The sequence below is a fragment of the Burkholderia sp. Tr-20390 genome, from assembly GCF_017104595.1.
GTDB lineage: Bacteria > Pseudomonadota > Gammaproteobacteria > Burkholderiales > Burkholderiaceae > Burkholderia.
In genome coordinates this window covers 125,459-138,737 of sequence record NZ_JAAGPC010000001.1, presented here as the reverse complement: position 1 = coordinate 138,737, position 13,279 = coordinate 125,459, and the positions used below count along the sequence as shown (strand labels likewise).

General features: G+C 60.3%; 14 protein-coding genes. 6 read left to right on the top strand and 8 right to left on the bottom strand.

The features are described from left to right. Nucleotides 1-69: 69 nt before the first annotated feature. On the top strand, nucleotides 70-294 hold the full coding sequence (locus G3N98_RS00755; protein ID WP_346779048.1) for a hypothetical protein: 225 nt from the start codon (nucleotides 70-72) through the stop codon (nucleotides 292-294). Nucleotides 295-393: 99 nt separating this feature from the next. On the opposite strand, the gene G3N98_RS00750 is transcribed toward G3N98_RS00755, so the two are convergent. The 3 genes from G3N98_RS00750 to vgrG are packed head-to-tail and all read right to left on the bottom strand — an operon-like array spanning nucleotide 394 to nucleotide 5,896. Beyond that, the gene (locus G3N98_RS00750; RefSeq protein WP_206146824.1) at nucleotides 394-1,737 is read right to left on the bottom strand and encodes a type VI immunity family protein; all 1,344 of its coding nucleotides are present in this window, start codon (nucleotides 1,735-1,737) and stop codon (nucleotides 394-396) included. Nucleotides 1,738-1,764: 27 nt separating this feature from the next. After that, nucleotides 1,765-3,033 carry a VRR-NUC domain-containing protein gene (locus G3N98_RS00745; protein WP_206146823.1) on the bottom strand — a complete coding sequence of 423 codons (1,269 nt, stop codon included), beginning with the start codon at nucleotides 3,031-3,033 and terminating at the stop codon, nucleotides 1,765-1,767. A 22-nt stretch (nucleotides 3,034-3,055) separates the two neighbouring features. After that, complete coding sequence (gene vgrG / locus G3N98_RS00740) at nucleotides 3,056-5,896, bottom strand: type VI secretion system tip protein VgrG (RefSeq protein ID WP_206146822.1); 2,841 nt, start codon at nucleotides 5,894-5,896, stop codon at nucleotides 3,056-3,058. Between the two features lie 374 nt (nucleotides 5,897-6,270). On the opposite strand from vgrG, the gene G3N98_RS00735 reads away from it, so the two are divergent. From G3N98_RS00735 to G3N98_RS00715, 5 genes are all read left to right on the top strand, one after another. Further along, nucleotides 6,271-7,329 (top strand): ankyrin repeat domain-containing protein, encoded by a 1,059-nt coding sequence (locus tag G3N98_RS00735; protein ID WP_206146821.1) that lies wholly within the window; start codon nucleotides 6,271-6,273, stop codon nucleotides 7,327-7,329. Nucleotides 7,330-7,377: 48 nt separating this feature from the next. Further along, nucleotides 7,378-8,502: a hypothetical protein gene (locus tag G3N98_RS00730; RefSeq protein WP_206146820.1), complete on the top strand. Its 1,125-nt coding sequence runs from the start codon at nucleotides 7,378-7,380 to the stop codon at nucleotides 8,500-8,502. A 68-nt stretch (nucleotides 8,503-8,570) separates the two neighbouring features. Continuing rightward, entirely contained in the window at nucleotides 8,571-10,160 is a 1,590-nt protein-coding gene (locus tag G3N98_RS00725) for a hypothetical protein (protein WP_206146819.1), read from the top strand. A gap of 80 nt (nucleotides 10,161-10,240) precedes the next feature. Continuing rightward, on the top strand, nucleotides 10,241-10,540 hold the full coding sequence (locus G3N98_RS00720; RefSeq protein ID WP_206146818.1) for a hypothetical protein: 300 nt from the start codon (nucleotides 10,241-10,243) through the stop codon (nucleotides 10,538-10,540). Further along, entirely contained in the window at nucleotides 10,537-11,151 is a 615-nt protein-coding gene (locus tag G3N98_RS00715; protein ID WP_206146817.1) for a DUF6036 family nucleotidyltransferase, read from the top strand. The genes G3N98_RS00720 and G3N98_RS00715 overlap by 4 nt, the downstream gene beginning before the upstream one ends. A 520-nt stretch (nucleotides 11,152-11,671) precedes the next feature. Here the strand turns inward: G3N98_RS00715 and G3N98_RS00710 are convergent. From G3N98_RS00710 to G3N98_RS00690, 5 genes are all read right to left on the bottom strand, one after another. Continuing rightward, nucleotides 11,672-11,914, bottom strand: coding sequence for a hypothetical protein (locus G3N98_RS00710; protein WP_206146816.1), 243 nt, complete (start codon nucleotides 11,912-11,914; stop codon nucleotides 11,672-11,674). A 17-nt stretch (nucleotides 11,915-11,931) separates the two neighbouring features. Beyond that, nucleotides 11,932-12,222, bottom strand: a complete 291-nt coding sequence (locus G3N98_RS00705; RefSeq protein ID WP_206146815.1) for a hypothetical protein — start codon at nucleotides 12,220-12,222, stop codon at nucleotides 11,932-11,934. 46 nt (nucleotides 12,223-12,268) lie between these two features. Next, nucleotides 12,269-12,499: a hypothetical protein gene (locus G3N98_RS00700; protein ID WP_206146814.1), complete on the bottom strand. Its 231-nt coding sequence runs from the start codon at nucleotides 12,497-12,499 to the stop codon at nucleotides 12,269-12,271. A 44-nt stretch (nucleotides 12,500-12,543) separates the two neighbouring features. Next, nucleotides 12,544-12,975: a hypothetical protein gene (locus tag G3N98_RS00695; protein ID WP_206146813.1), complete on the bottom strand. Its 432-nt coding sequence runs from the start codon at nucleotides 12,973-12,975 to the stop codon at nucleotides 12,544-12,546. Nucleotides 12,976-13,068: 93 nt separating this feature from the next. Further along, the gene (locus G3N98_RS00690; protein ID WP_206146812.1) at nucleotides 13,069-13,272 is read right to left on the bottom strand and encodes a hypothetical protein; all 204 of its coding nucleotides are present in this window, start codon (nucleotides 13,270-13,272) and stop codon (nucleotides 13,069-13,071) included. Nucleotides 13,273-13,279: the final 7 nt, after the last annotated feature.

Here is a 13,279-nt window from a genome sequence, read left to right as displayed (position 1 = left end):
TGCACAAGTGCGCTTTGCGGTGCATCGCAGCCGACGTGCCAGTCTCGGCGGCGCAGTTGGAGGAAAGGTGTGTCCGTGGGGAAAAAAAGTAAGGCACTGCAGGACGGCAAGTATCGCGCCGTCTGTCGAGAGAAGAACGCGCTTGCGGCCGCCATCAACGGCCACTCGCTGATTTATCCGGAGGCGGACGTTGAGCTGAAGGACGGCACCGCGATTTTCCGGAAGGACGGAAAGATTGTTTGGCGCTGCAATGCTGCCTATGCCGAGCTCCATTTTTCGCTCGAGCCGAAATGACCGCGTGATGCAGGCGTCACGCGCCTGAATGGAACCGGCGAGGCGCCGGACGCGAATGCCGGGCTCGAGCGTCGCCACGCGTGTCTCATCGCTCGCGCATCACGCGCTCGTGTCCTGCACGGGCGACCAGTGCCACATCGTGATCCCCCATTGATTGCCATCGAACGACGGCATCAACTCGCCGGCATTGAAATAACGCCGGCTGCCGGGTTTCGCGGGCGTGTCCCACCATCCCGACTCGGGACAAGGATGGCCTCCACGGACGCTTTCTCGCGATTGCTCGTGCCGCGCGGCGGTCGGAACGATCGTCGGGGCGGCTGGAATGGGCCGAGCGTCGGGTAAATCGAAGCGTGCGTACCAACCCTTCGCGTTGCCCTTGTCCGCGCTCGGAAGATCGGGGATGTACGTGTGTAGGCCATCCGAATCCGGATCGCGCAGCTGGCGCAAGACCGAGTTGACGAACACGTAAGGCTCCGGAAGGCCTTCCTCGGGCGCGCCAAGGCGCGGAAAGTCGCCCGCCCGAATCAACAGGCACTCGCCGACGTGTTCGATCCGGATATCCGAGCGGTCCAATGCGCTTCGAATCGATCCTTCTCCACCCAGTCGGTTGACGTACAGCTCGCCGAGAATCGTGTACCAGTTCACACCCTTGATGAACCCCCAGCGGCCAACCTTGGCGCCCGGATGGAGGTAGTCGTAGACGGCAGTCATGTCGTCTTTGGACTCGCCTTCGTACGAGACGGGATCGTATCTGTCACGAATCAAGTGAGCGGTGCTGTCAATTTCGAGCCCAGAGAATCTCGACGCGAGCGCCCACTCCTGAGGCATATATCGATGCGCGCTATAGGGCAGGATCGGCGATAGGCCGCCGTAACCTCCCCGCACGCTCAACCGGCTGCAGACATGCCGTAGAAACGTCTCGTATTGGGCAATGCCTTCATCGGATGCAAACAGGCCCATGGGGACGTTGAACTTCAGGTAGGACAGGCCCGATTCCTTACCCTTTGGAACGCGCAGTCGCCCCGTCGGCGAGACGTATTCTGACGGAAGTGACGTACCTGTCAGCACCTTGATGCCATACTCCCCCGCCGTATCCTGATCGATTGCGCTCGAGCGGACCGCGCTGAGCTCGGTGTACGACGGCGTGTCGATGATCGCTCGCCTGATCTTCTGCACACCTGCAGCATTTCGCTTCGTGAATTTGCCTAGATCGCTATCCTTGCCGCCCCGAAGATGCTCGCCGAACATTTCGTCGAACAGGTCGAAGCATTCGAGAATTGCCTCCCGGACATCTGGTTGAGAGCCGCGCGTAAAGAAGACGGTGCCGATGACGCCCGGCACGATCCCCATGCGGTCGTCATCCAACCGCAAACTCAAGTCTTCTTGATAGCGCGCCAGCGCTTGCATCGGGGTCAAGATGGGTTTGGAATCAGCGATCGTCATAGTCCAGTCGATTCAATTCGGAGCAGGTTAGCCAGCGGTAGCCACGGCTGACACACCAAGTGCTATTGCGAGGGCGGCCAATGCCTCGGCGCTTGCTGCCGCAATAATCGCACACAACGCGGCAAGGATCGCGACGAGCGCCTCGGCCAAGATGATGACGATTGCAACGGCGGCAACGACGATGACGATCGCCGCGATTCCTTTGAGAATCGTTGCGCCGACCTGCGCCCAATCTATCTGCTTGAGAACTTCCCACGTGAGATCCGTCTGCCTCACGATTTCATCCCAACCCGCTTTGAGCTGCGCGGTCGTATAGCGGTAGATCTCGTTTCCCTTCTCATCGACCCACACCCATGCGCTGTGCGCCTTGTCGGAGACCCATTGGCCAGCCGTGAAAATCCATGGCGCATGCTGATGAAGAAAGGCACTCGTTTCCGACGAGATGTATTCGTAACCGTGCTTTGCAGCATCCCAGATCGGGGCGACAGCGTCGCCCACTTCGTTCCCGATTTCCTCACCGTGCCGCGCGGCCCAGTTCCACCACTCCTCGTACCATGCCGGCTCCGCGATCGGCGTGACGGTTCGCACCGGCACGCGAGTCCGCTTGAGCTCCTTTTCGGTCTCAGGCGCGGGAACATCTTTCAGCACGCGCTCGCGAACCTTCTCGAGCTCGCGATTACAGTCGGTGACGTCGATGACCGTCATGCGCTTGAGAAAATCGCCGGCAATGCCCTGATACGCGGCCTCCTGCCCTTCCCCCCATGTATCGCCCGGGAACTTCACTTCTACCAAGCGCAACATGTTGTCGACGTGGGGTGCCCCGTCGAGGTCGACGTTGCCTCGCCCGGGCCAACGATTTCCCATATTGCGGACGATGATGACGTCCGGGCGGCGTATCACGCCGAGACTGCCGTCTGGTCGTCTCGGGAACGGGTTCAGGCTGTGCCGGCGCCCCGGGCCAAGACCTTTGTCTGCTGCGAGGAACGGAATCGGCGCTGCAATTTTTCCGGTTGCGTAGTATGGCGTCATATCAAAGCTGACTTCTGCCTTGTAGGGCCAGTAGTAGTCGGCTTTGCGTTCGTCGTAGCGGATCGCCAGCGTCATTGCTACCTGCTTGAGGAGGTTGACGGTGTTTCTGCCGTCCGGAAGACGGACGTAGACGACACGCGGAAACTTCAGGCCGATCTCGACCTTTTCCTGCAGATAGCCCTTGGTGGTAGGAGGTAAGTCGGCGTAGGCCGGATCCTCGTTGACGATCGTACAGGTCGAGCCTGCCGGCTGGAGCGTCGATCCCATGGTGATGGTCTCCCTTGTGTAATCAGGCGCTATCGGCCTCGTCCATATAGTCAGCGTAGATCTGGGGTTGACCACCCCCGGCAAAATGCCACGGCTTCGTTTCGACCTTTTCCTGCTCCAGTGCACGCAAACTGACATCCTGCGCGGTTGGCGTATAGGCCGTGACGGTTTCGCCGAGATCGTTTGTGTGACCGGTCAACGTACGCCCTGAGGGCAGCTTCATCTCGTACGCGTGCCGGATCATTGGCGAACCGTCCGTCTGATTGCGCAGGACGTAGCGTGCTTGATATCCCGGCTTGAACTGCGGAAGTGGGTACGTCGTGCTGGTGGGGCCGCTAAATTCGTGCTTACTACCCTTCACATCGATTTTGCCGGGCGCATGCAACTCAATATTGCCGTCGCTCAATCGAATCGACGCCCCGCCGCACGTGATCAGGATTTGTTTGTTGCCGGCGATCTCGACGCTGTCGCTTGCGGACAGAATGCGTACCAGTGCTTGGGCGATCACATCGATACCTTTGCCATGCGCTTCGATCGCGAGAGCCCCGTTCGCAGCAGTGACGCGGAGTTCGTCTCCGGCAAAGAGGCTGGCCGATTTCGCGGCCGCCGCGATCAGCGATTGACCGGCCGCGAGGTGGGTATTCTTGCCGCTCGCCATGTTCAGTTGCATGTCGGCTGCGAGATGAATTGAGTCGGGAGTCGACGCGGCTATGCCGGCCGGACTGCCAAGCAGCAGGACCGGATTTTCGAAGCCGTTGGCCGTGCCGATGCCGCCACCCGCTGTTCGTCCGCCGGATGTATTGGGCGTGACGCTCTTCTGTGTCGACCGCGTGAATTCTTCCAGCGCACTCTGGCCATCGTTGAACGTGGGCGACTTGTGATGCGTGCTCAAGTCGGAAAGCGATTGCATCGTGCTGCTCGCGTTGCTCAGCTGCTTGCGTGCCTCACTGACGTCGAGCTGCTCGGCGCTGTGGCTGGCGTGATGCGTGCCGATATACAGGCCGCGATTCGCGCGGATTGCGCCGTAGTGGTCGGCATGCAGAAGAAATCCCATGCCGAGGTAGCGCCCACGCGTGTTGCCCTCCTGATCGATCAGGTAACCCTGATGCAGCAAGCTGTAGCTGCTCGCATCGCCTCCGGAATACGACGTTAGACGAACTGCGCCTTGATTGGTCGCGTCATCGTGCACGAATGCGTTGAACGCTCCGGTGTTTCCGAATCCACGAGACTGGAAGCCCGAGAACAACACGGTCGTATTCCACGGCGGCTGCGTTTCACCTCCCGGCAGGCGCCCGATGATGAATGGTCGGTCGCAATCACCGCCGAAGTGATCGACCGCAACCCATTCTTTCGCGCGAGGGACGTGCACGGCCCCGTAGCCACTGCCGGTGTCTGACTGCATCGACAAAAGAAGCGGAGACGTATTGACCGCATCAGCCGCGCTCTGCCGGTCCCACGCGAACCGCACGCGTACCCGGTTGAGTTTGTCAGCCCACGCCTCCTCTCCTTTCGGAGCGTTGACGCACGCGTGCTCGATGCGCAGCGTCGGCTTCGGGTGTTCGAGTGGACTGCGGTACTGCACACTGGAGCGCTGAGCCTCGACTTCGACGACGAAATAGCCCGCAGAGTTGTCGCCCGCGTGCGCTTGCGAAGCGAAGCGGCTGCCGTACGCTGACTTGGCGCTTTCCAGTACCGGGCGCAGACTCAGGGGCAACGAGTCGATGTGCTGCGCGATCGGAACATTGTTTTCGATCAGCCAATTGAGCTCGATCGCGACAAACTCGCGATCCTTGGCTTGCCCGGTGTAGCGTGGGTGATGCTCCAAGGTGAAGCGGGCGCCAGCGTCGATCCAGCGCACACCACCTACACCGCGCGAGCGGTTTGCCTGCGAATCCCAGATCTCGCTTCGAATGCGGGCGCGTGATTCGCCTTCGTCGGCACTGGGATAGCCGTACGAGGTTTGTTCAAAAACCGTCAGCGGAGCGAAGGGCACGGTCTCCGTATCCCGGGATCGGCCGCGATCGACGGAAAACGTTGTCGCGAGTAGCGCGCTGCTCGCTTTGAAGTCGGCGCGCGGCCGCATGTAATCGAAAGCATGCGACGTGTACTGAAGGCTTTGCAGTACCTGCAGCGATGCCCACTGAGAAAAGCCGTCGATCTCGGCGTTGGCATTCGCTTGGTAATACTCGACCCGTCGCGCTTCTGGCAGCGAGAACACCCTGTCAACAATCACGACGGTTGCTTCAGGCCGGTCGTCCGAGTTGGATTGGGTCCAGTAGTAGTACCAGCCCTCGTCCTCCAGAATCCGGCTGACGAAGTTCAAGTCGGTTTCGGCTTGCCGACAGTACGATCGAATACGCGCTTGCTTCGACAAGTCGAAGCGGAATCGGCCCTGCAGCTGGGGGTAGCGATTCAGGACGTCCGTGAGAATGTCGACGGCCGTCTTCTCCAGCCAGAAACGATCGTCTCGGCTATAGCCGAGGAAGTACAGGGCGGAAGCGAACTCGATCTGGTACACCGCCAAGCCACCATCCGCTCCGAGCAGCGCCGCGCGATTCACGAATCCGTGGATTGGTCGATATTCGTGGTCGGTCGCCGTGGCCGACGCCTGAATCCACAGCGTCACCGGTTGATGCATCAACGACAGCAACGCGAGATCGTCGCGCGTCGACGCCGCCTCGAGCGTCCAGCGATAGTCGCGACCGATCTTGGCCCAGCCTTGCGCCCTGATCGGAATCAGTGTGTTCGCACCCAACGGTGTATCAAGCTTCAGCAGCCGCCCTTGCTGCATCAGCCCGCGATGGATTGCTTCGAAGATCGACGCCGCTTGTGCGTCCTCGGGCGGACGAGGTCGCATGTCCATTGCTCGAATCCCTTCTCTCAGGTTCGCTCGACGGGACGCTGATTGCCTCCCGCGCTGTCGGCGACCTTGAGCCGTCCCGGGTCGGCCGGCCGCCATTTTTACCGGGCCAGCATAGCAAATCTCCAGATGAAATCCGGGAAAACCAGCCTCTTGCGATGGCGTCCTGAGGCGATCTGACAAAAATTGACAGACGAGCCGCCACGAGGTCTGGGTGGGAAACTGCACATCAGGCGCACTAATTGAGATAGAAAAATATATTTAACGTGTCTTCGTGGGGCTTGATTCACCAAATATTCCTTTATTTTTGCGCAATTTATGGTCTGTTTTTTATAATCGCTTCGATCTAAACGTCCATGTATGAGGAGCGACAGGCCATGAACGCTGAAAAAGAGTTTTTCGACGCGCTTGGCGCGGGCGATGTCACGACGGCCCGCGATCTGCTGCGCCGCAAGCGGGTCGGGGCCAACGTACGTCAGCCGGATGGTCCGCATCAGGGCCGCACGGCGTTGATGGCAGCGATCGCGCACGACGAGCTGGAGCTCGCGGCCGCGCTGATCGAGGCAAAGGCCGATCTGGACGCCTATACCGAGGAACATTCACCCGCGATCCATCACGCTGTTTCGGGGGATGCCATCGCCCTGCTCTGCCATGCCGGCGCCGACATCAACGCCAGCGGGACCGAGCACCATGTAACCGCACTGATGGTCGCAGCGGAGACGGGAAAGCCACGTGTGCTGCGGGCGCTCGTGCAGCATGGCGCAGATCTGGACGTTCCGGATGTGTTCGGCCGGACAGCTGCGCACTACGCTGTGTTGAACCATCCCGAGCTCGCGTACCACCTCTACAAGGCCGGGGCGAACTTCGATCTTGCCGACACCGATGGCGTTACGGCACGCGAATGGTTTGAGACCACGGCGCAGGTCCGATCGCTCGAGCGGACGATGCGCGAGCTCGAGGCGCTGGTCGGGCCGTCGGTTGACGCAGTGACCACTGCACCGGGCGCACGTAACGACAACGGCTATGCGGTCTCCTATTTCGGGCACGTCGACAGCGCCGAGGCGGATGGCGAGTTCCTGAGATCGCTGGGCCTTGCGGTTGGCGAATACGACCACCACGCCGGCCGCTACGCAGTTTCGGTGCCGGGTGCGTTGTCGGTGGACGTCACGCAGTTTCTCACCTCGTTCAAGTACGACTTCGAGCTGGCGCCCGTCAGCGCTGCGCTGATTTGCTCGGATCCGAGCAAGCTCGATTCCAAGGATCGACGGGCACTGCGGGCGTATCTCAAGTACGAGCTCGCGGCGGATGCCGACGACGATCGAAAGGCAGATCTTGCAGCCCGTCTCGAGACGCTCGACGCCGCGCCGTCGCCCGACTCGAGCTCCCTCGCTTCAGAAGCGCCCCGCGAGGCAGATATAGCAAGCAACGAGCCTTGAAGCCGACGGCGGCCGCAGACTACCCATGAACTGATCGAGAAAAGGCACATGAGCAAGCCAATCAACCAGCGCGTCGAAATCTCCGTGGAAGACGTTCTCTCAACCATGGCGGAGCTGGGTCGCGATGCGACTGTGTCGGACGCCGAAGCCCTTGCCGCACGATTCAATGCAGCGGGCATGTCGGCCGACGGTGAAGGCGAAGAATCCTTGCGCGAGAGGCTCAACACCCTGAGTGATGACGCTTTGCGGGCGCTGATCGAGTTCGACCGTCCGCGTCTCGAATTCGCAAGAATCAAGGAGATTCTGGCGTCGCACGGCGAAGGGGTCAGCGAACATCACGTGGGTCATTACCCATCATTGGAAAAGCTTGCCGAGACCGTCCGGTCGACCAAATGTTGGGGACAGGGGGAGGTTTTTTCGTGCGCGCTGGATGAAGCGCGGTTCGTGATCATGAAGCAGGTCGCCCCGGCAAGCTGCGAAATGATGACGGTCTCGCACAACGGCTATCACGATGTACTGACCGCCTATCGATACGAGCAACAAGAGCTACTGGATGAGCTGAACGCCTATATCGGGCTTCCTCGCGTCGACAGCGAGCACGCAAGTGGCGCGTGTCACGAAGCAAGTTCGCACGAATTCCTGTTCGACCTACAGCTGAGTGCATCTATCCGGTTTCGTGCGCCGAACGAAACCATCGCACGCGACGAATTGCGCAATCACTTGGATTGTGCAAGCGCGAACCTTGGGGAGGTCCTCGATCAAACGATTGTGTGCGAGGTCAGCATGACCGGAGCGCCAATGCTTGCCGAAATCGACGGCATCGAGCCGGACAATGCGGCACGGCCGATTCTATTTCAATCCGATCCGCGCCCCGTGGCGAGTCTTAATCCCGATCGACCGATGTATGACGAGACCGGTCGCGAACACCAGTTGGTCGATGCGTCGCAGGCTCAGGTTGTGACAAAGATTCATGGGGCATATGGGGTGTGGGATCGCGCCACTGGGGAGTGTCTGTTGGCTGGAGCTCCGGGCACCCGACTCTCAAACGAAGCGCCACGCCCGGAATGGATCGCTGCCCGGCGAAGTGCAGCTGGTGAGTTGCTCGCTGCAATGCACACCGATGCGGCTATCACGCGTGCACGCGGCGACGAGACGCCTGCGATGGATCTTTGACCGGACACGGACCTACAACGGGTCGCGTGCCTTCACGATCGCGACCTCAAGAGCGGAGCGAGAGCACCATGAATACGAAAACTCTTCAAGCACAGGACGTTGCAGCAGATCCGTTGATCGGCACTGACGTGTGGACAACGTCGATCAGCGTTCAGGGAAAACCGGCCGTCTACCCGTGCTCGATTACGGCGGTGGGGGACTGGAAACTCCGCCGCGACGGAACGCCGTGGCGTTCGCTGAATGTCTTCGTACCCGGCTTCAATGCCGGCGGCAACATCGTCGTCGACGCCGACACGGTGTTTGTCGATGCGGAATGTACCCGTCCGGTCGATGTGGGGTCGCCGCCTCCTCGGCAGTCATGGAGCGCCGTCGTGAATGGTGCGCCAGTCGAGCCCGTTAAGGCGCCGCCAACGGCGGAGGAAGTGCTCGCTGCACTCGCTGAACTCGGGCGCGATGGCAGCGTTGGCGAAGCGACGGCGATTGCCGGGCGAATCGACTTTGCCACGCTCCCGGTCAGCGTGGATCGAACGTTGGGTATCCGAACGGCCGTGGACGACCTGCTCTGCGGAGTGCAGCGAAAGAACCCAGTGGTCGGGATAAATGGGAAAACGTTCACGCACATTTTCGACCCCGCGACGACCGGGCAAGACGGCTTTTACCAACGTCGCGCGCGGGGGATCCTCTTCTATGGCAACGACAAAGATCCTTTTGCCTTCGCAGTCGCGAATCCGTCACAGGGCTACTTTTTTGTCTCGTGCTCGGCCCAAGCCGAAGGCATTCGCTACATGTACGGCGCCAGCGAATCGGATTCCAAACGACTCGGGCTCGAAGGGCTGAGCTCCAGCCAAGAGAAGGAAGCAATACATGCGATCCTCGAGCATACGCACCTGCACGAGACTCGCATGGCGATCGAGGGCCAACCTGCGCCTTGGGACAAGCAGACAGTAACGATCGCTATCCATTTTCGTTGTACCGATCGGGATGCGGCGCGCGAGCATGTCGCATCGCGCGTGAGCCCGGTGCCGGAACTGTTCACCGACCTGCTGGAAGAGGCTATCGTCAACCCTTCCGTAATGCCTCGCGAGGCCGGATACGAGATCGCTCGCAGTGACGTGACGGAGCTGGCCGACGGCCGTTATCGGATGATTCTTGTCGCCCATGTAGTCGATGACGCGGCATTCGCGGCGGAGGCGGTCGAGGAATACGCACGCTGCTGGGGAAGTCCGCCCGATCACGACCTGACGATCGAGGAGAAGCTCTACGAGATTGCGGTGGCGTCCAATGCAAATCCGTCGCCGTCCGACATCGGCATCGAACTGATCGACTGGCAGGGTCTGTACTGGGTGACCCCCGAGCAGAAAAAGCGTCAGGAAGCCGGTCCAATTTCTCACCACGAGCGCAAATTGCCCCCCGGTGACCTGCTCTACACGTTGGGGCAACGTTTCACGTTTGAGCCCGGTCAACGCGTAATCGCCAACGGCTATCCGGGTGCTGTAGCTCGCATGTACACCGAAGGCATGGTCGAGGTCCGCTTGGCTGCCGGGCTTGTTTGCATACCGGCCAGTTATCCGGATTGCTACCCGTCGGACGGCTCGACGCCGGCAAATCTGACGAAGGTCCCGCGCGTCGAATCCGCATCCGTGGCGCCCGACTTGTAAGATGTATTTCACATGGTGCAGTGCTATATTAGGCATACGCGCCGGGGCGGATCTGGCGAGCATGTGCGGAGGAAATGGCGATGAACGCCCGTGAACTGGAAAACAGCCTGCTGGTGCGCTGCGTGGAAGTCGCGCGCGATCCGTCGGCCGTGGCCGGAGACGCGCGAGAAGCCAACGTCTTTCGACTTGCTGGGATGGTCGTTCGTAGCGAATTCCCGGTGGCCTATAGCCGACTGCTCGCGAGCAGTCAGCGCTATTTCGATCGCCATGCCGGCGATTTGCTCGAACCGGGTGAGGTGGTGCGGAAAGGCTGGATCGTCAGCCTGCCGCGACTGCACGATATGCTCGAAAACCGTCTCCGACTGAATCACGCACGATGAATCACGATCCGACTTTCAAACTGGAAACCGCCCTTGCGAAGGGTCTTCGCGAATTGCTCGAGCAGCTCGAGCAGACGCTGGACCTGAAGCAACCGCTGCAGGTCTATCTGGCTGGCGGAATGGCGGTCCATCTGTACACCGGCAGTCGCGTCACCAGCGACATCGACGCCGAGTTTGCCGGCCGCGTGATCCTGCCTAGCGATCTCGCGGTCGTGGTTCGGCTTGAAGACGGCTCCGAACAGGTCGTCTATCTCGATACCAACTACAACCCGACGTTCGCGCTGATGCACGAGGACTACCAAGACGATTCGCGGCGTCTGCATCTTGGCCTCGGACAAATTAGGGTCAATGTGCTTTCGCCAGTCGACCTTGCCGTCAGCAAGATCGCTCGTCTGGCGGACAACGATCGCGAAGACATCCGCGAGCTCGTCCGCCTCGGTCTGACCAATGCGGACGAGATCGAGGCCCGCGCGAACGAGGCGATCGGCGGCTACGTGGGCGGCATGGAGATGCTGAAGCTGAACCTGCGTGACGCCGTCGCGCTTGCTCGCGACGCTGGGACGGTTTCGCGGCCGTCTGCGCCGCCGCAAGATCCCACGCCGCAGCCTTGATTGAGGCGCGCGTCCGCTCTGGTCAGCGGGCGCGGCCGCGCACTATTCCTCGTCGTGCTGCATGGCGACCCGAGCCGCCGATTGCAAGAGCAATTCCGTAACGTTCCCGCAGCGAACTGATTGGACAAGACGCAGGAGCATTCTCTCAGCATTGAGCGCCCGCTTGCGGTACTGATCCAAGGTCGTACCGTCGAGATGGCTGTCACAGAGACATTCACAGCCGTCGTAGAGTGACGGGCAAAGTGGATCGTCGACCGCGCATCTGCTGCTGACCTGAGTGGCACCACCACATCCACCAAGGCACCGCGCCTCGCTCAAACAGGCTCCACTTGCGTGCAAGCAATTGGAGGATGGTGTGAACGCGCGGCCGATCATAGAGCGAACCCGACGAGATCTCGCCACCGATCGACTGCGATGCCCAACGCCGGCAGCATGTCACGCACAGCAAAGAGATGCCCGTCGGCTGTGCATGACGGCGAATGCGCCATCGAGCGGAGCGATGGCGTCGTCGTGCATGAATTCAACGGGATTCGAGCAGGACTTCCAGCACCTGCGTACGGCGCTCGATGCTCTTGATCAGCCACGTCGTGTCGGCAATGCGTACGGATTCGGCACCGGAAAGATCAAGATCGAGATCGCGGATCCAAATGCGATGAGAGACCTCGAAATGCTCGGCTCGCCCGATCCGAATCACGGTTCCGTCAGCTCGTACGATTTCGACCGGAACCTGACTTGTCGGGGTCGCCAGTGCACCTGCTTGCATAGTGTTCTCCAAATTAATCAGCTAGCCGCCGACAGGTCGACGATGAGCTCGGCGACGACACATGACGCGACGAGGCCGATCGAGACGAGCCCAAATACGCGCCAATTCGCCAGTGGCCGCACATCGTACAGATTGAGCAACGTGATGAAGATCAGCGTTGCGACGAAGCGCGCCCGCAGGCTTGCGCTGATGTTTAGATCCAGACCGATGCATACGCCCGCCGCGACCGCCAGCATGATGGCGGACGTGATCAGCACCGACAGCGCGCGAAAGCCCGTTCGAAGTTGAAGTTGCAGCGGCATAAGCACCTCACCGGAGAAAGTTGTCGGCTTCGATCAGGACTCGGCAACTCGATTAGCGTTTCTTCACCGCTGCAGCGATCGTCTTCTTCGCGTGGTCCAGAACGTTGTCCGGGCAGACACGTCGCCTTGCGCTCTCCGGCGCTGCGAGATAGGCCTTCCACGTCGACAAAGCGATCGGGAACGCCTGTCCTGCATTGACGACGTCAAGCGCTTCCGCCTGCGTCATACCGGCCTCCTCGATCAGCGCGCGCAACGCGGCGCCGTTATCTGAAACGTCGCTCATGACTTCCATCAATGGTGTACAAGTGCACCAAGCATAGCACGCATTCAACGTAAACTATTGGCAGGCGAGCCGGTGGCCCAATCATTCCCTCGATATGGCGCCGATGTGAGAACGCAAGGCGTTTTGCGCCCTCCCTTCATTGACCACATTTCACTCACTTCATGACCGTTGATAGTAAATCGCACATCCGCCATGCATGCGTACGACCCGTCGTGGTCGGTCATGTGGATTGCTACCAAGGAAACATCATTTTTTACGCCCATGGCGCCTGAGATTCGGTCGGCGGTGTGATGAGTCGCTTGCGAGCAGGCGTTCAGACCGTTCTTCTGCCACAGGCGTTCACGTTGTTCGTTTGGATGTTGTACCCACAAGTAGTAGATGAGCAACGCAGCGACGATGCAAAACACCAGCATCGCAATGCTCTCTCCCCAGTACTTCAGTGCATTCTCTCGCTGCATTTTCGTCGTCTGCTGCATCCATCGGTCCATCATCATTCTCCGGTAGCGAAAGCAGTTACCATTCGCAGACTTCAATAAGCTCGGCGCGGTGCGGATCGCGGGAGCGGCTGATCAGGCGTGGTGCGTGTTGCACCAGTCGAAGACTGCCTTGCAAGCGACGCAAGTGACCGGTTCTTGCGTGTGTTCACCTGCCTGAACTCCAATGAAGTCGTTCAGGCCGCACAGGGTGATGCTGCCGATGAACGGAGCGCCCTCGTAATGGACGTCTCCAGTGCTCGGCTCAGTGATGCGCGGCATGTCAGGTTTGCGGCCCATCGTCTTT